The 20,645-nt window shown below is 58.8% G+C and carries 18 protein-coding genes and 1 tRNA gene; 9 read left to right on the top strand and 10 right to left on the bottom strand.

Going from position 1 to position 20,645, the window contains the following annotated elements:
• Positions 1–66: 66 nt before the first annotated feature.
• From ACQZ5N_RS25820 to gpt, 4 genes are all read right to left on the bottom strand, one after another.
• Positions 67–597 carry a DUF5343 domain-containing protein gene (locus ACQZ5N_RS25820; RefSeq protein WP_448734509.1) on the bottom strand — a complete coding sequence of 177 codons (531 nt, stop codon included), beginning with the start codon at positions 595–597 and terminating at the stop codon, positions 67–69.
• A 112-nt stretch (positions 598–709) separates the two neighbouring features.
• Entirely contained in the window at positions 710–4,528 is a 3,819-nt protein-coding gene (locus tag ACQZ5N_RS25815; RefSeq protein ID WP_448734508.1) for a vitamin B12-dependent ribonucleotide reductase, read from the bottom strand.
• On the bottom strand, positions 4,518–4,649 hold the full coding sequence (locus tag ACQZ5N_RS25810; RefSeq protein ID WP_256364474.1) for a hypothetical protein: 132 nt from the start codon (positions 4,647–4,649) through the stop codon (positions 4,518–4,520). Before ACQZ5N_RS25810 ends, ACQZ5N_RS25815 begins: the two co-directional genes overlap by 11 nt.
• A gap of 553 nt (positions 4,650–5,202) precedes the next feature.
• Positions 5,203–5,700 carry a xanthine phosphoribosyltransferase gene (gene gpt / locus ACQZ5N_RS25805; protein ID WP_035263984.1) on the bottom strand — a complete coding sequence of 166 codons (498 nt, stop codon included), beginning with the start codon at positions 5,698–5,700 and terminating at the stop codon, positions 5,203–5,205.
• Here gpt and ACQZ5N_RS25800 point away from each other — a divergent pair.
• Positions 5,699–6,004 (top strand): hypothetical protein, encoded by a 306-nt coding sequence (locus ACQZ5N_RS25800; protein ID WP_448734507.1) that lies wholly within the window; start codon positions 5,699–5,701, stop codon positions 6,002–6,004. The two genes, gpt and ACQZ5N_RS25800, sit on opposite strands and share 2 nt — an antisense overlap.
• On the opposite strand, the gene ACQZ5N_RS25795 is transcribed toward ACQZ5N_RS25800, so the two are convergent.
• Positions 6,001–6,846 (bottom strand): universal stress protein, encoded by an 846-nt coding sequence (locus tag ACQZ5N_RS25795; RefSeq protein ID WP_142779320.1) that lies wholly within the window; start codon positions 6,844–6,846, stop codon positions 6,001–6,003. The genes ACQZ5N_RS25800 and ACQZ5N_RS25795 overlap by 4 nt on opposite strands.
• Before the next feature lie 205 nt (positions 6,847–7,051).
• Positions 7,052–7,843 carry a competence/damage-inducible protein A gene (locus ACQZ5N_RS25790; protein ID WP_448734510.1) on the bottom strand — a complete coding sequence of 264 codons (792 nt, stop codon included), beginning with the start codon at positions 7,841–7,843 and terminating at the stop codon, positions 7,052–7,054.
• Between the two features lie 278 nt (positions 7,844–8,121).
• Here ACQZ5N_RS25790 and wrbA point away from each other — a divergent pair, with 278 nt between their 5' ends.
• Positions 8,122–8,721: an NAD(P)H:quinone oxidoreductase type IV gene (wrbA, locus tag ACQZ5N_RS25785; RefSeq protein WP_003509751.1), complete on the top strand. Its 600-nt coding sequence runs from the start codon at positions 8,122–8,124 to the stop codon at positions 8,719–8,721.
• 512 nt (positions 8,722–9,233) lie between these two features.
• Here wrbA and ACQZ5N_RS25780 read toward each other — a convergent pair.
• The gene (locus ACQZ5N_RS25780; protein ID WP_003523370.1) at positions 9,234–9,479 is read right to left on the bottom strand and encodes a DUF982 domain-containing protein; all 246 of its coding nucleotides are present in this window, start codon (positions 9,477–9,479) and stop codon (positions 9,234–9,236) included.
• A 94-nt stretch (positions 9,480–9,573) separates the two neighbouring features.
• Entirely contained in the window at positions 9,574–9,879 is a 306-nt protein-coding gene (locus ACQZ5N_RS25775; RefSeq protein WP_142779319.1) for a hypothetical protein, read from the bottom strand.
• A 707-nt stretch (positions 9,880–10,586) separates the two neighbouring features.
• Between ACQZ5N_RS25775 and ACQZ5N_RS25770 the strand changes: the two genes are divergently transcribed.
• Positions 10,587–10,739 carry a DUF3309 family protein gene (locus ACQZ5N_RS25770; protein ID WP_003495626.1) on the top strand — a complete coding sequence of 51 codons (153 nt, stop codon included), beginning with the start codon at positions 10,587–10,589 and terminating at the stop codon, positions 10,737–10,739.
• Positions 10,740–10,845: 106 nt separating this feature from the next.
• Here ACQZ5N_RS25770 and ACQZ5N_RS25765 read toward each other — a convergent pair.
• Positions 10,846–10,919 (bottom strand) — tRNA-Cys (locus ACQZ5N_RS25765).
• 304 nt (positions 10,920–11,223) lie between these two features.
• Here ACQZ5N_RS25765 and ACQZ5N_RS25760 point away from each other — a divergent pair.
• The 5 genes from ACQZ5N_RS25760 to exoR all read left to right on the top strand — a co-directional run bounded on the left by ACQZ5N_RS25760 (position 11,224) and on the right by exoR (position 19,464).
• Entirely contained in the window at positions 11,224–11,895 is a 672-nt protein-coding gene (locus tag ACQZ5N_RS25760) for a protein-L-isoaspartate O-methyltransferase family protein (RefSeq protein WP_448734506.1), read from the top strand.
• A 390-nt stretch (positions 11,896–12,285) separates the two neighbouring features.
• The gene (popZ, locus tag ACQZ5N_RS25755) at positions 12,286–13,293 is read left to right on the top strand and encodes a cell division protein PopZ (protein WP_448734505.1); all 1,008 of its coding nucleotides are present in this window, start codon (positions 12,286–12,288) and stop codon (positions 13,291–13,293) included.
• A 219-nt stretch (positions 13,294–13,512) separates the two neighbouring features.
• Entirely contained in the window at positions 13,513–16,356 is a 2,844-nt protein-coding gene (locus ACQZ5N_RS25750) for a valine--tRNA ligase (protein ID WP_003522715.1), read from the top strand.
• Between the two features lie 460 nt (positions 16,357–16,816).
• Positions 16,817–18,106, top strand: coding sequence for an outer membrane protein transport protein (locus tag ACQZ5N_RS25745; protein ID WP_065656003.1), 1,290 nt, complete (start codon positions 16,817–16,819; stop codon positions 18,104–18,106).
• Between the two features lie 563 nt (positions 18,107–18,669).
• On the top strand, positions 18,670–19,464 hold the full coding sequence (exoR, locus tag ACQZ5N_RS25740; RefSeq protein ID WP_003509731.1) for an exopolysaccharide production regulator ExoR: 795 nt from the start codon (positions 18,670–18,672) through the stop codon (positions 19,462–19,464).
• Positions 19,465–19,538: 74 nt separating this feature from the next.
• On the opposite strand, the gene xth is transcribed toward exoR, so the two are convergent.
• A complete protein-coding gene (gene xth, locus ACQZ5N_RS25735) occupies positions 19,539–20,336 on the bottom strand; it encodes an exodeoxyribonuclease III (protein WP_448734504.1) in 798 nt (265 codons plus the stop codon).
• Here xth and ACQZ5N_RS25730 point away from each other — a divergent pair.
• Positions 20,323–20,645 (top strand): hypothetical protein (locus ACQZ5N_RS25730; RefSeq protein WP_448734503.1); only part of this gene is annotated, 323 nt, incomplete at its 3' end. The genes xth and ACQZ5N_RS25730 overlap by 14 nt on opposite strands.

The raw sequence follows: 20,645 nt of genomic DNA, 5'->3' as shown, positions 1-20,645 counted from the left end.
ATGGCTCCGCACCGCACCCCGCCGCTACCGCCCCGAATACAGCAACCCAAAACCGCTGGAGCGAACTCAAAACTGGATAAAACTTGGGGGCAAGGTCACGTGCCCTGTGGGAGCTACCATTCGATCCAAAACATTTGTCGACAGCTCGGATGACACTTCATTTTTGGCAATATTTCCACCTTTGAAGTCTGCTAACTCGCACAGCGCCAAAAATGTTTTTGTCATCAAGCCAGCAACATTATCATTTGTATTGTGATAGCTTTTAAATTTTCCAAGTATCGATGATTTATCTGAGTTTGACGGAATTTCTTTTATAAGAAATATGTCTGAGTATGCCTCCCGAAGAGCTTCCGCCATCACTTTTTCTGATCGAGAATGATCACGATAGGTGTGGTATCTTGAAGTGGGTTTTCCATCTGGTGAAAGAAATCCGAGTGCTTTCAATAACGGAATAAACGCTCTGTCATTCGATGAGCCAAAGCCCCAATCTTTAAGAAGCTGCGTGGTGAATTGTTCTGGCGCTTGGCCGCTTTTAATTTTTTCAAAAAACTCTCTCACTCGTCCCGAGCCGACTAGGTATGTATTTGTAAGTGACAAAGTCCAGACCTCCTCAATAAAAATCCCCGCGATGAACTAAATCATAGCGGGGATATATTCTGCTTAACTTAAGCTAGTGGAAAGTGGTTGCGCCACTTATCCCTGTATTTTCTCAGCTGCACCCACTCGTCGCACCGCAAGTATCGCACTTCTCGCAAGTGCCGTTCCGCACCATCGTGAAGTTCTGGCATTCCGAGCACATATTGCCCGTGTAGCCCTGTGCAATCGAGCGCATGCGGCGTTCGTTTTCCACCTTCTTGGCTTCCGTCTTGGCCGATGCAGCGTCGGCGGCGGCCTTGTCGGAGAAGAGGGCGGTTGCCGTCTGCTGGGATTCCTGGGCGACGTCGTCGATGACTTCCTCGGCGATTTCTTCGGCCAGTTCCCTGGCGCGCTCCTCATAGTCCCGCTTGAAGGAGACGATTTCTGAGGTCGCGACGGAGACGGTCGGTTCCAGCTTGCGGGCGGCGGAGCCGGCGAAGGAGGTGACGTTAGCTGAGGCGCGGGCGGGGGCTGCCGTTGCCGAGCCTTTGGGCTCGGAAGACGAACGTTCGCCGCCATTGCTGGAAACCAGAGTCGGCTTGTAACCGCGGGTCCAGCCGGTGGAAACGAGGTTGGTCTTGCCTTCCTGGATACCCTTTCCGAGCGCCGTGTTGGAGAAATCCGACGTATCGACATGGGCGAGATCGTGGCGGCCGAGATAGGAGACGGCGAGTTCGCGGAACACGTAGTCGAGGATCGACGTGGCGTTCTTGATCGCGTCGTTGCCCTGCACCATGCCGGCCGGTTCGAACTTGGTGAAGGTGAAGGCCTCCACATATTCTTCCAGCGGCACGCCATATTGCAGGCCGAGCGAAATCGCGATGGCGAAGTTGTTCATCATCGCACGGAAGGCCGCACCTTCCTTGTGCATGTCGATGAAGATTTCGCCGATGCGGCCATCGCCGAATTCGCCGGTGCGCAGATAGACCTTGTGACCGCCGACAGTTGCCTTCTGGGTGTAACCCTGACGGCGGTTCGGTAGCTTTTCACGCTCGCGCGAGACGCGCTCGATGACGCGTTCGACGATCTTTTCGGTGATCGTCACGGCCTGCTGTGCAGCCGGCTGCTGGATCAGCTCTTCGATCAGGTCTTCTTCGTCCTCATCTTCCACCAGCGACGCGTTAAGCGGCTGGGAAAGCTTGGAACCATCGCGGTAAAGGGCGTTTGCCTTCAGCGCCAGCTTCCAGGAGAGCATGTAGGCGCTGCCGCAATCCTCGACGGTGGCATCGTTCGGCATGTTGATCGTCTTGGAGATCGCACCGGAGATGAAGGGCTGTGCCGCCGCCATCATGCGGATATGCGATTCGACCGAGAGATAACGCTTGCCGATCTTGCCGCAGGGGTTGGCGCAATCGAAGACCGGCAGATGTTCGGCCTTCAGGAACGGTGCGCCTTCCAGCGTCATCGCGCCGCAGACGTGAACGTTTGCCGCTTCGATGTCCTTCTTGCCGAAGCCGAGGTGCTCGAGCAGGTTGAAGCTCATGTCGGAGAGCTGCTCGTCGGAAACCTTCAGCGTTTCCTTGAGGAAGTCGGCGCCGAGCGTCCACTGGTTGAAGACGAACTTGATGTCGAAGGCGCTCTTCAGCGCGCCGTTGACGGCTTCGATCTTCTCATCGGTGAAGCCCTTGGCCTTCAGCGTGGACGGGTTGATGCCGGGCGCCTGGTTGAGATTGCCGTGGCCGACGGCATAGGCTTCGATCTCGGCGATCTGGCTTTCGGAATACCCAAGCGAACGCAGCGCATCCGGAACGGCGCGGTTGATGATCTTGAAGTAACCGCCGCCGGCGAGCTTCTTGAACTTCACCAGCGCGAAGTCGGGCTCGATGCCGGTCGTGTCGCAATCCATCACGAGGCCGATCGTGCCGGTGGGCGCGATAACCGTCGTCTGGGCATTGCGGTAGCCGTGCTGTTCACCGAGCGCCAGCGCTTTGTCCCAGGCGGCGACGGCATGGGCGATCAGGTCCTGATCCGGGCAATCGCCATGGATGAGCGCGACCGGGTTGACCGACAGGCCTTCATAACCTTGCGACTGGCCGTGAGCGGCGCGGCGGTGGTTGCGGATGACGCGCAGCATGTTGTCGCGGTTCGGCGCAAAGCCCGGGAAGGGGCCAAGCTCGCCGGCCATTTCGGCCGAGGTGGCGTAGGACACACCGGTCATGATGGCGGTGAGCGCACCGGCAATGGCGCGGCCTTCGGCGCTGTCATAGGGAATGCCCGAGGACATCAGGAGGCCGCCGATATTGGCGTAACCGAGGCCGAGCGTGCGGTATTCATAGGAGAGTTCGGCGATCTGGCGCGACGGGAACTGCGCCATCATGACCGACACTTCGAGCACGACCGTCCACAGGCGAACGGCATGTTCGTAATCGGCGATATCGATGCGCTTCGTTGCCTGATCCTTGAACTGCAAAAGGTTCAGCGAGGCGAGGTTGCAGGCCGTGTCATCGAGGAACATATATTCCGAGCACGGGTTGGAGGCGCGGATGGGGCCGGCGGCCGGCGAAGTGTGCCAGTCGTTCATGGTGGTGTTGAAGTGCAGGCCCGGATCGGCCGATGCCCAGGCGGCGTGGGAAATCTTTTCCCAGAGGTCGCGGGCCTTCAGCGTCTTCATGACCTTGCCGTCCTTGCGGGCGGTGAGGTTCCAGTCGCCGTCATTTTCGACAGCGCGCAGGAAGTCGTCCTTCAGCGAAACGGAGTTGTTGGAGTTCTGGCCGGATACCGTCAGATAGGCTTCCGAATCCCAATCCGTGTCATAGGTCTTGAACTGGATGTCCTTGTAACCCTGCTCGGCGAACTGGATGACGCGCTTGACGTAGTTTTCCGGCACCATGTCCTTCTTGGCGGCGCGAATTTCGCGCTTCAGGGCAGGGTTTTTGGCCGGGTCGAAGCAGTCTCCATTGTCGGCCTCGCAGTTGACGCAGGCCTTCATGATCGCCTTCAGGTGCTTGGCGACGATCTTGGAGCCGGTCACGAGAGCGGCAACCTTCTGCTCCTCGTTCACCTTCCAGTCGATATAGGCTTCGATATCCGGATGGTCGGCATCGACAACGACCATCTTCGCCGCACGACGGGTCGTGCCGCCGGACTTGATGGCGCCGGCTGCGCGGTCGCCGATCTTGAGGAAGCTCATCAGGCCGGAGGAGCGGCCGCCGCCGGAAAGCTTTTCGCCTTCGCCACGCAGATAGGAGAAGTTGGAGCCGGTGCCCGAACCGTATTTGAACAGGCGCGCTTCACGCACCCACAAATCCATGATGCCGCCTTCATTGACGAGGTCGTCCTCAACGGACTGGATGAAGCAGGCATGCGGCTGCGGATGTTCGTAAGCGGACTTGGACTTGGTCAGCTTAGCCGTGAAGGGATCGACATAGAAGTGGCCCTGGCCGGGGCCATCGATGCCATAGGCCCAGTGCAGGCCGGTGTTGAACCATTGCGGGGAATTCGGCGCAACGCGCTGGGTGGCGAGCATATAGGCAAGCTCATCGCGGAAGGCCAGCGCATCTTCTTCGGACGAGAAATATTTGCCCTTCCAGCCCCAATAGGCCCAGGTGCCGGCCAGACGGTCGAAAACCTGACGCGCATCGGTTTCGGAGCCGAAACGCTCGGCTTCGGGCACATCCTTCAGCGCCTTTTCATCGGGCACCGAGCGCCACAGGAAGGAAGGAACGTCGTTTTCCTCAACCTTCTTAAGGAACTTCGGCACGCCGGCCTTGCGGAAATATTTCTGCGCCAGAACGTCGGTGGCAACCTGGCTGAACTGCGCGGGAACGTCGATATCCGCCAGACGGAACACGATCGATCCATCCGGGTTCTTGATTTCACTGACGGCCTTGCGGAAGTCGATCTCCGCATAAGGCGATTGGCCGGGCTTCGTGAAGCGGCGTTCAATGCGCATGGTTTCTGTCCTCGTCCATTGGGCGCCCGGTGAAGGGCGCAAAAATCCGGTCCAGCCGTGCGATGCCTTCGCGCAGCCGGTTGTTGCCGATCTGAAAGGGATGTTCATCCTTGGATGTCATCCCTGTATCTCGTGGCTTATTCGGCTGCAAGCATGTCATGGAATACTAAATATAGTATCAACAGCTTCCTGCCGCCAGTCCCCGCGTCATGTTTTTGGCGGTTCCGAAAGGCGCGCAAAAGCCTGCGGCGAACCGCCCCCTCATGGCCGGGACGCCGCTTTGGACATGCGCGCTGAAGATGGAGAGGAACCGGCCTCGTTACTTTCCGGTCCGTTGCCGCCGCAACATAATTGTCACTTTCCTCTCGCGGCACAGATTCGTCAAGCCATAGATTGAAACCCATTTTTAACCACAAGATATTGTGTGGAGTGCCTGTGGAAAACGGGGATAGGAAAAGCTCTTAGAAAAATCAGTGACTTGGCGGGAAAGTTTGAAGCTTGCGCGAGGCTGGTTTCCGCAACGGAAAGACAAAACCCCGCATTTTCGGGGTGCGGCATAAAGGCGACACTGCGGTTTTTCCGTGTTTTTTAGCTGTCGCCATAAAGGCGTTTCCCGACAAAAAAACCGCCCCGATGGGGCGGTTTCAAAGCGTGATTTTTCTCTGCGGGGCTGGTCAGCCGCGCGATCCCTTGGCAATCGGCTCCTGATAGGTGAAGCCCATGTCCCAGGGGAAATAAATCCAGGTGTCCTGGCTCACTTCGGTGACGAAGGTGTCGATGGTCGGCACGCCCTTCGGCTTGGCGTAAACACAGGCGAAATGCGCCTTGGGCAGCATTTCGCGCACTTCGAGCGCCGTCTTGCCGGTATCGGTCAGGTCGTCCAGCACCAGCACGCCTTCGCCGCCATCCGCCGAAAGTTCCGGGGCGACACCCTTCAGCAGAACCGTTTCGCCCTGATTGACGTAATCATGGCGGGTGGCGATGCAGACCGTGTCGATCAGGCGGATATTCAGTTCGCGGGAAATGATCGCCGCCGGCACGAGGCCGCCGCGGGTAATACAGACGATCGCGCGGAACTCTTTGTCAAGACCGGCAAGACGCCAGGCAAGCGCACGGGCATCGCGGTGGAACTGGTCCCAGGAGACGGGAAAGGCTTTATCGGGAAGGGACATGTCGTCTACCATCTGGTCAAAATTGTCGATGGCTTTGGCTAATAGCCGCAAGACCGGCAAAAAGGCAAGCTTTCCGCTTAAAGGACAGAGCTGGAGATTGCCGCTTGTTTCTTCTCCCCGCCGGGGAGAAGGTGGCCCGAAGGGTCGGATGAGGGGGCAACGCTGCCGTAACTCACTGCCCTTGCCCCCTCATCCCGCTGCCGCGGACTTCTCCCCGGTGGGGAGAAGAAACAAGGGGCAAACGCTCATTTTAACCGAGATGGCGGGGCTTGCGGCGCGCTGTTTGCGCCGCATCCATTTTTAACGCGACAGCAGCGTCAGCGCCGTCATGGAATCGAGCAGGGTGCGGGTGACACCGCCGAACAGCAGTTCCCACCAGCGGGAATGGCCGTAAGCGCCCATGACAAGAAGGTCGATGCTGTTATCGGACAGCCGGTTTTCGATGGCGGCCTGCGGCGAGACGCCGGCGATCTTTTCCTGCGAGGTCACGGTGACGTTGACGCCGTGGCGGGCGAGCGTGGCGGCCAGTTCCGCACCGGCGAGGCCGGAGGACTGCGTTTCGCTCTCGGCCTGATCGACGGAGAAAATCTCGACGCTGTCGGCTGCCTTGAGGAAGGGCAGGGCGTCGAAGGTGGCGCGGGTCGCCTCGCGCGAGCCGTTCCAGGCGATCAGGACGCGCTTGATCGGTTTCGCAACGGTCAGCACATGCGGCACGAGGAGAACGGGGCGGCCGCTTTCATAGAGGAAACCGTCAATATCCGAACGGCTGTCGGAGAGTGCGGAGGAGTTGCTCTGGCGGGCGACGATGAGATCGGCGCAACGGGCGCTGTCGATGGCCGATGCGGAGGCGTAACCCACCGATGTGACGAAGCTGCGCCATTCATGCGAGATGCCGTTGGCGGCCAGCGTACGCTCGAAGATAGTGCCGACATCGGTGGTTTCCTTATGCGCCACGTCCTGCAGCGCCTGCACGGTGGCGGGGTCGGGAATTTCCATCGGTGCGACGAGGGGAACGGCGGCCAGCGTTTCCATATGCAGGCCGATCACATGCGAGGAAAACTGATCGGCAAGGCTTACCACGAATTCGCCGAGCTTTTGCGTGTTCGAAACATTGTCGACCACTGCCAATATCGTCTTGTAACCCATTTCTCTCTCCTCGGTGACATGTCGTTTTCAGATCGTTCTGGCCTTTCTTCGAATCGCCACAACGATCTAAGTCTCTGTTTTACGCATTGTCCGGACGGAAAAGCTGTTCCGCTTTTCCTGGAAATGCTCAGGGGGAGAGTGGCCGCCTTTACAGGCCGCCACCTTGATTTTGGTCAAAGCTTCCCGGTCTCAAGCCTTTTCTGCCTTAGGCGGTTGCATCGCCCTTGCTGGCTGCCAGTCTTTTTTCATGGCCGATGGTCTCGATCATGGCCGCAACCGCGTCTGCCGCCGCCTTCAGGACGCCGGCGTCGCGGGCGCGCACGACGATCTCCGTCGAAAAACGCTGCCCGTCATATTTGGGATAGGAGCCGATGCTGGTTTCGGGATGGGCTTTCTGGATGGCCGTCAGCGGCGTGCCGATATCGCCTTCGCCATAGGGCGACCGCACCGCCTGCGACATGACCTTCGCGCCGGTGCGCAGCGTCGGCATGACATTGTCCAGCATGGCCTGAAACACCTGCGGCACGCCGGCCATGACGTAAACATTGCCGATGACGAAGCCGGGGGCGACGGAAACGGGATTGGCGATGTGGGCGGCTCCTCTCGGCATGCGCGCCATGCGTTTGCGCGCCTCGGTGAATTCCATCTCGCGGACGCGATACATGTCACCCAGCAGGCGCAGCGCCTCGACATCGTGCTCGCAGGGCAGGCCGAACGCCGCAGAGACCGCATCCGCGGTGATGTCGTCATGGGTCGGGCCGATGCCGCCTGACGTGAAGACATAATCATAGCGGCCGCGCAGCGCGTTCAGCGCTTCCACGATCGCTTCCTCCTCGTCGGCGACGATGCGCACTTCCTTCAGGTCGATGCCGGACATGGTGAGGACATCCGCGAGGTGGCCGATATTCTTGTCCTTGGTGCGGCCCGAAAGCAGTTCGTCGCCAATGGCAAGCATGGCGGCGGTCACGACGGATTGGGCGGAGGAGGGATTGGACATGGTTGCACTCGTCATCTGTTTCACCCGACGTTAACGCCGCGCCAGCGCGAATGCAAAGCGGTTTTGAAGAAACGCAAAAGGGGGATTGGTTGACGATGGCTGCGAGCGTTCACTCATCGTGAACAGTGCGTATGCCAATCCCCGGCTGGCGGCAGATCGATCCGTCCGCTACCTTTTTGTCATACGCTTTTTACAGGTCAAAGCCGATGATCATTGAGTTTTTAAAGAAGCTTGTCGCCGGTACGCCGGAAACAGTTCCAGCAAAGGAAACGAAGAGAATGACGAAGGTTCTGGTACTTTATTACTCCTCTTACGGCCATATCGAGAAAATGGCCTATGCCGTTGCCGAGGGCGTGAAGTCCACCGGCGCGGAAGCCGTGGTGAAGCGCGTTCCCGAACTCGTTCCGGAAGAAGTTGCTAAGTCTTCCCATTTCAAGCTGGATCAGCCGGCCCCGGTGGCGACGGTGGACGAACTGGCGGATTACGACGCCATTATCGTCGGCGCCGGCACGCGTTTCGGCACGGTCGCCTCGCAGATGCGCAATTTCTGGGATCAGACCGGCGGCCTGTGGTTCAGCGGCAAGCTGGTCGGCAAGGTCGGTTCGGCCTTCACCTCTTCCGCCACCCAGCATGGCGGTCAGGAATCGACCATCCTCGGTTTCATTCCCACCTTCCTGCACCATGGCATGGCGGTCGTCGGTCTGCCCTATGCTTTCCAGGGCCAGATGGGCGTCGATGAAATCAAGGGCGGCTCGCCCTATGGCGCCTCCACCATCACCGATGGCGACGGCTCGCGCCAGCCTTCGGAAATCGAACTGGAAGCCGCTCGTTATCAGGGCGCGCATGTCGCCAAACTGGCCGCCAAGCTTTCCGCCTGATTGGATGATCTGTCCAAAAAAATGCGGCCCACAAGGCCGCATTTTTTAATGCCGGAACGTCACGTCGCCGGTACAGTCGAAGAAGAATTTTTGCCGTGGGTCAGATCGGTAGGTTGACCATGAAAAGGCAGCTTGCGACCACGAAGCCGAGCATCGAGATTTCGAGAAAACCGTTCAATCCGTCACGCATTCCAATCCTCCTCCTGTTGGATGAAAAGAGAACGGTCAGAGTTTATCGCGGTTCCATAACGAAAGAATGAAATTCAGGAAATTCTAATGTCCAGTCGCGCCGTCTTCCGGCGGAGAGGATTTTTCCGCTTCAGCCGGTGACGACGAAGGCCACCACGAGGTGGCCGAGAAGGCCGATCGCCAGGCAGGAGAGGAGAAAAATGAACAGGGCTTTTTTCATGTTTCCGGAAGCTTCCATCTGTTGCGATCCATCCAACGTCTTATTCTGAAAAGCTGACGCCGCAGGCGGCATTTTTAGTCGACGGCCGGCAGTCACTCCGCCGTCAGGCCTTGATATCGAGGCCGGCTTCGATTGCGGCTGCGATGAAGGCCTTGCGCGCATCCTCGGGCTTTTTCCTGCCGGCATCGACGGCGGCGCAGATCAGCAGCGCCTTGTCCAGCGCATCGCCGTCTTCAATCGGCCAATCCTCGATCAGCGCCCAGGAGGCCGCCTGCGTGGTGTCGATGCTCGTATAGTCGCCCGGCGTTTCGAACGCGATCAGGACGGGTTTTTGCCAGCGCGTATTCATCGCCTATCCATAGTGGTTGTTGCGCCCGGCTCTAAACCAAGCGGTCAGGATGCGCAATCCCGTTCCCGGACCGTTTCGCGCGGTTGCGGTGCGGTCAGTCGTCGCGCCCGAACAGCCATTCGCGGATGATGCGGCGGTCGATGAGTTCCAGCGAGCGGTCCGGCGCGATGCGGTAGGTTTCCACCGCCCGCGTGCTGCCGTCGATGCGGAATTCATGGGTGAAGGTACTGCCGATCGGCGATTTCGTCAGTTTGGTGCGCGGCTGGCCCCTGTAGATGATGCTGCCAGGGATGGGTTCGACATAGGGCGCGGGGCCGACATAGGCTGCCGGTCCGGCCGTGGTGCATCCGGCAAGCGCCAGTGTGAGCGCGATAGCGGCCGGCGATACGAGCGTTTTCATCCTGTCCTCCGAAGTGCGTCTGGGAAAACGATATCGAGGCGCGGCGGTTCCCGGCGGGCAGGGGGCCGGAGACGATTTCCCCGACTATTTGCTCTTCGGATTCTGAATGTCGCGCGCGACCCAGCGAAAGAAAAAGTAGACGAGGAGGCCGAAGATGAAAAGCGGGATGAGGTTCGCAAAACCGGACATATGATTCTCGTTTCTCCCTCCCGGTTCGGGGTCTAGCCGGAGTGAAACCGGCAAGGCAAGGGCAACGAGAACACAGTCGGTAAAATATCCGTGTGCCTGCAAAGGAGAATTCGAGAAGCGTGGGGAGGGGCGGGAGAGATCTGGCGCACTGCCAGTGATACCAGATCTCTCCGTCTCCCGCCAGTTTCAGGGTACGGGGGACTGGCGCTAATATGACGGACAACTGCCGATAGACATAGGCCGAGAAATTACCTCGAATAAATCGCTGCTTTGGTCGATCCCGGTGAAGGCCGGCCCGCCGCAGCCCTTCGGGGCTTTTTGCGGCGATATAATTAGCCAGAGAATTATTTCCCGAGACGGAGCAGGCAGGGCCGCATTTCCGAATTTTCGGTGTAACCCGTTGAAACGGAAGAGGACGCCTTTCCACCATTATGCTGCCGGCTATACAGGAAAGGGAACTTTTTGCGCGTTTCATCATTCAAACAGGCAGGACACATGCCAATAGTGGAGGGTTACACATGCTCGGCACCATCCTCGTCATCCTGCTCATTCTTTTCCTGATCGGCGCACTGCCAAGCTGGGGCTACCATAATTATGGTTATGGCCCGTCAGGCGGTCTCGGACTGGTTCTGGTCATCGTCCTGATCCTGGTTCTGCTTGGGCGGATTTGATCATACGAAAAGGGGCCGCGTCGCTCGCATGATGACAGGCGAGTTGAACTCAAGCGCCTGTGTGGCGCCGCTCAGTTCATACCGAAATTGGGTGTGATGTAAGATATGGAGGCCTCGCCCGGAATTGAACCGGGGTACAAGGATTTGCAGTCCTCTGCGTCACCACTCCGCCACGAGGCCTCAACCGCTCGTCGTCTTGAGCGATGGCGGGCATTTAGAACGAATCCATTTAGGGTGCAAGGCCCTAATTTCGAATGCGCTTGTTTTTTAGTTTCTGCGCACGAAGACAGATCGTTACGATAAAAAGTCTCCTTCATGGGCGTGATATCCTGTCGCTTTTTCCCACACATCCGGCTTAGCGCGCTTGAAAGCGTGCGCTTGGGCAATTATGAGATTATCCAAAGGCGAGGGTGAGCCCCTGCCGTTTTGAGCTTTTGGAGCCGAGGCTTCCCGACCGGCATCCGTGAAATTGAGGCGATACGATATGATGGATTTCGAAACCGCACGCGCCAATATGGTCGACAGCCAGTTGCGCACGACCGACGTGACGTCGCATTCCGTGCTGAAGGCGTTTTTGAGCGTGCCGCGCGAGGCATTCGTGCCGGCGGGCGTGCGGCAGATCGCCTATGTGGACGAGGACCTGCAGATCTGTCCCACCCGCGATGGCCGTCCGGCCCGTTATGTCATGAAGACCTCGCCGCTGGCGAAGCTGCTGCAGCTTTCGGCCGTGTCGAAGGAGGACGTGGTGCTGGAAGTGGGCGGCGGCGCAGGTTATGCGGCCGCCATCCTTTCGCAGCTTGCCGGTTCGGTGGTTTCGCTTGAAAGCGATGAGGCGCTGGCCGCACAGGCGACCGAGACGCTTGCCTCGCTCGGATATGACAATGTCGCCGTCGTGACCGGCGATCTCGAAAAGGGCTATGCAGGCGAAGCGCCCTATGACCTCGTTTTCATCAACGGCTCGGTGGAGGAAGTGCCGGCGGCACTGACCGACCAGCTGCGTGACGGCGGCCGTCTGGTTGTCGTCGTCGGATATGGCGGCGCCGCGAAGGCCACCGTCTATCGCCGCGATGGCAACAGCACATCGGCCGCCACTTTCTTCAATGCTTCGGTCAAGCCGCTGCCGGGTTTTGCCAAGGCGGCCGAATTCGTTTTCTGATCGGCAAACGATTATCTTCTTTTTTGATGCCGGGGTGGAGTTTCCGCCCCGGCGTTTTTATGTTCGGTTTGCCGGCGGAGCGCATCCTTTCGGGCCGTTCTCACAAAGCTGTGCATCATCACGAAACTTGTCGAATCAGTGATTTAGTTCCTCGCTATGCTGACCTAAACTAAGGGTGATTCGGGGTGTGCGTATTTCTGCCCCGCATGATCCTGCGACAGGGACGGCGAAATGCTCAAGCGCTTGGCCGGCCATGTTTCAGAGCATCGGTGTGACGATCGATTTCGGTTGTCGAAAACGCGATGTGAAAATTGAACAGGTCAAGGAGCGCTCATCCGGTGTCCGAGGGATGCGGCAAGGGCGTTCGAAGAGTGGAAACCGGGGATTGATATGGCTCAGCCAAGCGTAGCGCGTGAACCGTCCATGGAAGAGATTCTGGCGTCTATCCGCCGGATCATCGAAAGCAACGAGACCGGACCTGCCGGTGCGTTTTCCGGGCAGTTGCCGCCGGTCTATGACGACGAAGACGAGGCTGCGAGCGAAGCGGCCTTCGTGGCGGAGCCCATCAGCCCGCCGGCGCGCGTTCCCCCCGCCGCAAACCAGGCTTTTGGCGCACGGCCTGCGCAGGATTTCTCGCCGATTTCTGAAGGGCCCATGGCTGAACGGCAGGAAAGCTCTGCCGAGAAGACCATGTCCCTTGCCGATGTTGCTGCCCGTGTGCGTGCCGCCGCAGACCGTAACGCCGCCATGGGGCCGCAGGCTTTCGCCGCGCAGGCCCAGCGTGGCGCAGCCGAGACCGCGCCGTCGGCTGCTGCGCCGACCGTATCGCAGCCTTTGTCCGCGCCGTCTTCCGAACGCGCAGCACCGCAGCGCCCGACGGATGTTCGTCCGCTGATGGCGGCTGCGGCCGCCGCGAGCGTGAGCGAGCAGCCGGCATCCAGCGTGAACGAGCAGCCGGTATCTTTTGCCGCTGAGGATCGCGCTGCCGCTGCCGCCATCGAAAGCGCGCCTTCGGCCGAAAACCGCTTCGATCAGCTTTCGCTGCGCGGTGCCATCGAAACGCCGCTGACAGCGGAGCGTTTCGACATAGCGGTGCTGGAGCCTGCCGTTGAGAAACCGACATTCGATCTGGCCGAGCCACAGGCAAAAGACGAGGCGGGTGTTGAGGGCGGTCTGTCGCTCAATCTTCTTTCCGCCGCTGCCGGTGCGCAGATCGCCCGTTCGTTCAGCGAGCTTGCAGAGGTTTTCGACGGCGTCGAGCGGCGCTCGATCGAGGATATGGCCGCCGAAATGCTGCGCCCGATGCTGCAGGACTGGCTGGAGGACAATCTGCCGACACTCGTGGAGCGTCTGGTGCGCGAGGAAATCGAGCGCGTGGCGCGCGGTTCGCGCCGCTAAGTTCCGCTCCGGCCGCATGTGCGATTGCGGCGGATGCGACGAAACAGGGGCCGCTCCGGCATCGGGGCGGCTTTTTTGTTGAAGATGAAGGTGTTATGGGGTCATAGTCACCCGTGGGTCCGCTCAATGGTTGGCTCGTGGGCGGGTTTCTGTTGACTCTCTCCCGTCCATCCTTATTTAAAAAAATCCACACAAGAACTCTAAAATTCAGGTCAGGAAATGCTCGAAAAGACCTACGATTCCGCATCCGTCGAACCGAAGATCGCCAAAGCCTGGGACGAGGCTAACGCTTTTCGTGCCGGCGCCAACGCCAAGCCGGGCGCGGAAACCTTCACCATCGTCATCCCGCCGCCGAATGTGACCGGCTCCCTGCATATGGGCCACGCGCTCAATAACACGCTGCAGGATATTCTGGTCCGCTTCGAGCGCATGCGCGGCAAGGACGTGCTGTGGCAGCCGGGCATGGACCATGCCGGCATCGCCACGCAGATGGTCGTCGAGCGCAAGTTGATGGAACAGCAGCTTCCGGGCCGCCGCGAGATGGGCCGCGAGGCTTTCGTGGAGAAGGTCTGGGAATGGAAGGCCGAATCCGGCGGTCTGATCTTCAACCAGCTGAAACGTCTCGGCGCCTCCTGCGACTGGTCGCGTGAGCGCTTCACCATGGATGAGGGGCTTTCCGAGGCCGTTCTTGAGGTCTTCGTCACCCTTTACAAGCAGAACCTGATTTACAAGGACAAGCGCCTCGTCAACTGGGACCCGAAGCTGCAGACTGCGATTTCCGATATGGAGGTCGAACAGATCGAGGTGAAGGGCAACCTTTGGCACTTCCGTTATCCGCTGGAAAAGGGTGTAACCTATCAATACCCGGTCGCTTTCGACGAGGAGGGCAAGCCCACCGAGTTCGAAACGCGCGACTATATCGTCGTCGCCACGACGCGGCCCGAAACCATGCTCGGCGATACCGGCGTTGCGGTGAACCCGAAGGATGAACGTTACAAGGGCATCATCGGCAAGCATGTCATCCTGCCGATCGTCGGCCGCAAGATTCCGATCGTCGCCGATGACTATGCCGATCCGACGGCCGGCACGGGCGCAGTCAAGATCACGCCTGCGCATGACTTCAACGATTTCGAAGTCGGCAAGCGCTGCGGCCTGCGCGCCATCAACATCATGAATATCGACGGCACGATCTCCATCAAGGAGAACGAGGATTTCCTCGAAGGTCTCAGCCATCCCGCGGCGCTGCATGGCGCATGGGATCGTCTGGAAGGACAGGATCGCTTCTTCGCCCGCAAGGTTATCGTCGAAATCTTCGAGGAAGCCGGCCTGCTCGACAAGATCGAGCCGCACAAGCATGTCGTGCCGCACGGCGACCGTGGCGGCGTGCCGATCGAGCCGCGCCTGACCGACCAGTGGTGGGTGGACAACAAGACGCTCGCCCAGCCGGCGATTGCCTCGGTTCGCGAAGGCCGCACCAATTTCGTGCCGAAGAACTGGGAAAACACCTACTTCCAGTGGATGGAAAACATCCAGCCCTGGTGCATTTCGCGGCAATTGTGGTGGGGTCACCAGATCCCCGCATGGTATGGCCCGGACGGACAGGTCTTCGTCGAGAAGACCGAAGAAGAGGCGCTTCAGGCGGCCATCCAGCATTACATCGCCCATGAAGGTCCGTGGAAGGCCTGGGTCGAGGAGAAGCTTGAGAACTTCAAGCCGGGCGAAATCCTGACCCGCGACGAAGACGTGCTCGACACCTGGTTCTCGTCGGCGCTGTGGCCGTTCTCGACGCTTGGCTGGCCCGAGCAGACACCGGAACTGGCGCGCTATTATCCGACCAACGTGCTGGTGACCGGTTTCGACATCATCCCGTTCTGGGTGGTGCGGATGATGCAGATGGGCCTGCATTTCATGAAGGACGACGCCGGCAACCCGGTCGAGCCTTTCAGCACGGTCTATATCCACGCGCTGGTTCGCGACAAGAACGGCCAGAAGATGTCGAAGTCCAAGGGCAACGTCATCGATCCGCTGGAACTGATCGACGAATATGGTGCGGATGCGCTGCGTTTCACGCTCGCCATCATGGCGGCGCAGGGCCGTGACGTGAAGCTCGATCCGGCGCGTATTGCCGGTTATCGCAACTTCGGCACCAAGCTCTGGAATGCGACGCGTTTTGCCGAGATGAACGGCGTGAAGCGCGATCCGCATTTCCTGGCCGAAACCGCGTCGCTGACCATCAACCGCTGGATCCTGACCGAGCTTGCCAATACGGCGCGCGACGTGACGGCGGCGCTCGAGAACTTCCGTTTCAACGACGCCTCCGGCATTCTCTACCGTTTCGTCTGGAACCAGTTCTGCGACTGGTATCTGGAACTGCTGAAGCCCGTCTTCAGCGGCGAAGACGAAAAGGCCAAGAGGGAATCGCAGGCCTGCGCGGCCTATGTTCTGGACGAGATCTACAAGCTCCTGCATCCCTTCATGCCCTTCATGACGGAAGAGCTGTGGGCGCATACGGCGGGCGAGGGCGAGGAGCGGGATAATCTGCTTTGCCTGACCGACTGGCCGGTGCCGGAATTCCGCGACGATGCCGCGGCGGCCGAAATCAACTGGCTGATCGATCTCGTCTCCGGCATTCGCTCCGCGCGCGCCGAGATGAATGTGCCGCCGGGCGCCACCGCTTCGCTGGTGGTTGTCGGCGCCAATACCTCCACCGAAGCGCGGCTCGACCGCCACGCCGCCGCCATCCGGCGCCTGGCGCGGGCGGATGAAATCCGCGCCGCCGATGTCGCCCCGAAGGGCTCGGCGCAGATCATCGTCGGTGAGGCCACGGTCTGCCTGCCGCTCGGCAAGCTCATCGATCTGGCGGCCGAGGAAGCCCGTCTCGAAAAGGCGATCGGCAAGGTGGATGCGGAAATGGAACGCATCGACAAGAAGCTGTCGAACGAAAAATTCGTGGCCAATGCCGATCCGGAAGTGGTCGCCGCCGAGCGCGAGCGCAAGGCGGAGCTGGAAGTGCAGCTTGCAAGCCTGAGAACGGCGCTCACGCGGGTCAGCGAAGCGGGGTAATAGCTGCCTCCGGCTCTTTTATGAAAACAAAACGCCCCGTTCGAAACGGGGCGTTTTTGTTTCTATGTAACAATTCGTCTCGATTGATTGCTGCACTGCAATGGCGAATCATGGGCACCCGAAAGAGCGATTATTTCACGCCATGCCCGGCCAAAAATCTCCGAAACAGCCAAAAAATCCAACAAAAACGGCCTGATAAGCGCGTTTCCTCGGGAAACTTGCAAGTGTGGTTATTTGGCGACAATTCCCATCTCAAGTGGGAATTTGTTTCATTTTATGTCTGATTGCTTCAATTGGATTAGAAAAATAACCTAAAATGATTATTCAAGGGGATCGACATGAAATTCTTACGTAAAAAATGGAGAAGTGTCGCAGAACTGTGCCAGAGTGCGGCAGATTGTCATTTGCTGCGAAGCGCTTCACTCTTTTGATGATCACATTGCCTTGATTGGGGAGAGAGATGGCAAAAACTGCAATTTTTCGCGGCGCGGTATGTTTCGCAGTCAGCATCGCGGCGGTAACGCCCTCACTGGCTGGCGGCCTTGAGCGCGGCGGTTACAATATCGACCTGCTGTTCGATCCGTCCGATTATGTTCTCGACAGTTCTGCAACCTTCGTCGCGCCGCAGCGCAAGGTGGAAAATGCCCGGGACAATCCGCTGAAGAGCGGCCCGCTGCCTGCGGCCTGGTCAAGGAGCGCAGATGACTCTGAAAACTTCTGGTCGACCCGGATCGGCGCCAAGGCGGCAATCGGTGATTTCGGCGACTGCATGTTCGACTATTCGCAGCCCTGGGGCGCGCATCTCAATCCCGGTATCTGGCAGGGATCGAGCTACAATATCGAAACCAAGGTCAAGTCGCACAATTACGCCACCACCTGCCGGGTGAAGTTCGATCTTGGCAAAGGCGATTTCTCGATTATAGGCGGTGGTTTCTATCAGGAGCTCAGCGGTTATAAATACCGTCAGGTTCTCGGGCCGGCCGTTCTGGGCCTCAATCCGGCTTGGTCCAGCTTCAGCGGCGTTGGCAAACTTGAGATGGAAGGTGACGGTTGGGGCTGGCGCGCCGGCATGGCCTATGAGATTCCCGAGATCGCCTTCCGTGCTAGCCTCGTTTACAACAGCGCCGTCGATCACGACCTGACCGGTTTCGCCGACGTCAGGGCGATCCCGCAGACGCCGCCGTCCATTTCTCCGACTCTTGCGAAATACGGTGGCAAGCTCGTGCCGATCTACGGCTCTGTTTCCATGCCTGACAGTATCGAACTCAAGGTGCAATCCGGTATCGCGCCGGACTGGCTTGCTTTCGGTTCGGTGAAGTGGACGGACTGGAGCCAGATTCAGGTTATTCCTTTCTGCGCGGTCGGCACGTCGCCGTGCGTTCCGAGCGGAGCTGACACGCTCAACACGCTTGACCTGTTTTATCGCGACGGCTGGACGATTTCGGGTGGCGTCGGTCACAAGTTCAACGAACAGTGGAGCGGTGCTGTGAGCCTGACCTGGGATCGCGGTACGTCGACTGTCATCGGCACCCAGACCGACACCTGGACACTGGGCACGCAGATCGTCTACTCCCCGAACAAGAACATCGAGTTCAAGATTGCCGGTGCTCTCGGCCTCCTGACCTCCGGTAGCTCTTCCATCAATGGCGGACCGTGCGGTGCAGGCTTCACCTGCGGCAACGAGGCGGGCTACGATTTCGGTAACGATCTCGTCGCAGCCATCTCGACCGGCGTGAAGGTCAAGTTCTGACATCATCCTTCCGTAGATGCTAAAATAAAGGTCCGGTTTACCAACCGGGCCTTTTTTCATGCGCGACTATGATTCCTGCTCGATAAAATTTTCTAGCCCGAAAGTTTTGTGACGATTTGGCAACACTTTTCTGCAAGCGTGTGGTCGCGTTGGAATGTGAGCATATCTGTCCATTTCCCGCCACAAACAGGGTGCTTGGCTTATGTTTAGGGACGCGGGAATGGAAGAACATGCAGGCGTTTGATGTGGTGGTGCGCAAGGCCGGAAAGTGAAAACGGGTTTGGATTCAGGGTTTAAGCAAGTAATACGGGAATTTCATCCGGCTTTCTTGTTTGGCACTGACCGGTGGACGGTGAAATGCCGTTATATTGCCGGAAATTATGCCTATATCTGTCTCACTGGAAAATTAGGGCAATTGCCGCAAAAGACCACCGGTGGTGCGCTGGAAAGTGCTGCCGGAAAGACGCAGTGTGTTCGAAAAATCGCGACCCGGCGGGGTTCGGCTTTGCAGTATTCCGCAAGTATTGGCTATATGCCGGGAAGAGTGAGAGAAGTTCGCTGAAATGCTGAAATGTGAAGCCAACGTTTTAAAGCCGCTCCTCATGGGCATGTTGCTTGCGTCGCTCGCAATGCCTGCTGCGGCTTTTGACATCAATGCGGGCGTGACCAAGGAATCCGGCCCCTTCGACCTGTTCAAGTTCGGCTTCAAGGCCTACAAGAACGGCAACAAGGGCGAAGCCGTCGAGGCCTATCGCTACGCGGCTGAAAAGGGCCATACCGGCTCGCGCTGGGCGCTTGCCAATATGTATGCCTATGGCGATGGCGTCGCCAAGAACGACTTCGAAGCTTTCAAGATCTACAGCGAAATCGCCAATCAGGGCGTGGAGCCGGGTTCGGAGGATACCGGCTTTTTCGTCAATGCGCTGCTTTCCCTTGCCGATTATTACCGTCACGGCATTCCCGGCAGCCCGGTGAAGATGGACCTGTCGCAGGCCCGCCAGCTTTATTTCCAGGTTGCTTCCACCTTTGGCGTCGCTGAGGCGCAGTTCCGTCTGGCGGAGATGATTCTCGCCGGCGAGGGCGGCCGCGCCGATGTGCAGCAGGCCAAGAAGTGGCTCAACCAAGCCCGCAAGCACGGCCATGCCGGCGCCATGTCGATTTTCGGCAACCTGATCTTCCAGGAAGGCCAGACGACGCAGGGGCTGGCCTTCATGACGGCGGCGCTCGACAAGTGCACGGCGGCGGACTGCACCTGGATACAGAACCTGCAGGAACAGGCTTTTTCGCTCGCCGGTGAGAACGATCGCCGCGCCGCCATCGCCATGGCGCAGAACATGCAGTTCAACGATCCGGATTGAGAATTGGCCGGATTGAGAACGGGCCGGACTGAGAATGGCGATCGAGGCGGCTTCTTCCGTCTGATGGAAGCCGGTCAGCCGACCGTACTGAAATCGAAATAACCGCAGACCGGCACATGGTCGGACGGTTTTTCCCAGGCCCGCACATGTTTTTCGATGCTGACGGATTGCAGCCTGTCGGCAGCTTCGGCCGACAGCATCAGATGATCGATGCGGATGCCATTGTTTTTCGGCCATGCCCCGGCCTGATAATCCCAGAAGGAATAAAGTCCTGCTTCATCCGTCGTCGCACGCGCGGCATCGGTGAAACCCAGATTCTCCAGCCTGCGGAAGGCCGCACGTGTTTTCGGCAGGAACAGGGCGTCGCCCTCCCAGACACGGGGGTCGTGGCAATCGAAGGGTTCGGGAATGACGTTATAGTCGCCCGCAAGGATCAGCGGCTCCTCGAGCGCGAGGCGATCTTCGGCAAAATGCCGCAGCCGTTCCATCCAGGCAAGCTTATAGGGATATTTCACCGGATCGTCCGGCGGATTGCCGTTCGGCAGGTAAAGCGAGCAGACGCGGATCGCGCCGCCATCGACTGAAAACACGCCCTCGATGAAACGCGCCTGTTCATCGGCATCGTCACCCGGCAGGCCGCGATTGACCTCGTCGGGCTTGACCTTCGAGAGCAGGGCGACACCGTTGAAGCCCTTCTGGCCATGGGTCTCGACGTGATAGCCGAGCGCCTCCAGCTCCAGCCGGGGAAAACCTTCGTCGACCGATTTGATTTCCTGAAGACAGACGATATCGGGCGATGAATCCTTCAGCCACTGGCAGAGGTTTTCGATACGCGCCTTGACGCCATTGATGTTCCAGGTGGCAATCTTCATCGGAGTTTCCCTTTTGCGAGGGTACTTTTACCCGATGCAAAAGCGATTGCCACCGTTTTTGGAAAACGGCCCTGTGGATGTGGTGGAAAGAAGCAAGAATGGCGGGGTCGCTGTGTTTTTCCTCCCTCATTCCTGTGCTTGTCACAGGAATCCAGCCAGCCCAAGTCTTTGGGCTGAAAGGACTCTTCCCGCCGCGCAGACGCGCGTCGACTGGCAACTGTATTGGCGGATATTATTCTCAGGGTGTCCTGAATGTGGTTTTATCCCTGAGCATGGCGTTTGCGATGACGAGCAGTTTGCGGGCGATGG

This window comes from Agrobacterium sp. 22-221-1 (assembly GCF_053522445.1).
This window is presented reverse-complemented; position numbering and strand designations above follow the sequence as displayed.

Coding starts and splice junctions, on each gene's coding strand:
- ACQZ5N_RS25815 (WP_448734508.1), bottom strand. CDS start 4,528: ATGCGCATTGAACGCCGCTTCACGAAGCCCGGCCAATCGCCTTATGCG.
- ACQZ5N_RS25810 (WP_256364474.1), bottom strand. CDS start 4,649: ATGACATCCAAGGATGAACATCCCTTTCAGATCGGCAACAACCGGCTG.
- ACQZ5N_RS25800 (WP_448734507.1), top strand. CDS start 5,699: ATGTCGTCTACCATCTGGTCAAAATTGTCGATGGCTTTGGCTAATAGC.
- gpt (WP_035263984.1), bottom strand. CDS start 5,700: ATGTCCCTTCCCGATAAAGCCTTTCCCGTCTCCTGGGACCAGTTCCAC.
- ACQZ5N_RS25795 (WP_142779320.1), bottom strand. CDS start 6,846: ATGGGTTACAAGACGATATTGGCAGTGGTCGACAATGTTTCGAACACG.
- ACQZ5N_RS25790 (WP_448734510.1), bottom strand. CDS start 7,843: ATGTCCAATCCCTCCTCCGCCCAATCCGTCGTGACCGCCGCCATGCTT.
- wrbA (WP_003509751.1), top strand. CDS start 8,122: ATGACGAAGGTTCTGGTACTTTATTACTCCTCTTACGGCCATATCGAG.
- ACQZ5N_RS25780 (WP_003523370.1), bottom strand. CDS start 9,479: ATGAATACGCGCTGGCAAAAACCCGTCCTGATCGCGTTCGAAACGCCG.
- ACQZ5N_RS25775 (WP_142779319.1), bottom strand. CDS start 9,879: ATGAAAACGCTCGTATCGCCGGCCGCTATCGCGCTCACACTGGCGCTT.
- ACQZ5N_RS25770 (WP_003495626.1), top strand. CDS start 10,587: ATGCTCGGCACCATCCTCGTCATCCTGCTCATTCTTTTCCTGATCGGC.
- ACQZ5N_RS25760 (WP_448734506.1), top strand. CDS start 11,224: ATGATGGATTTCGAAACCGCACGCGCCAATATGGTCGACAGCCAGTTG.
- popZ (WP_448734505.1), top strand. CDS start 12,286: ATGGCTCAGCCAAGCGTAGCGCGTGAACCGTCCATGGAAGAGATTCTG.
- ACQZ5N_RS25750 (WP_003522715.1), top strand. CDS start 13,513: ATGCTCGAAAAGACCTACGATTCCGCATCCGTCGAACCGAAGATCGCC.
- ACQZ5N_RS25745 (WP_065656003.1), top strand. CDS start 16,817: ATGGCAAAAACTGCAATTTTTCGCGGCGCGGTATGTTTCGCAGTCAGC.
- exoR (WP_003509731.1), top strand. CDS start 18,670: ATGCTGAAATGTGAAGCCAACGTTTTAAAGCCGCTCCTCATGGGCATG.
- xth (WP_448734504.1), bottom strand. CDS start 20,336: ATGAAGATTGCCACCTGGAACATCAATGGCGTCAAGGCGCGTATCGAA.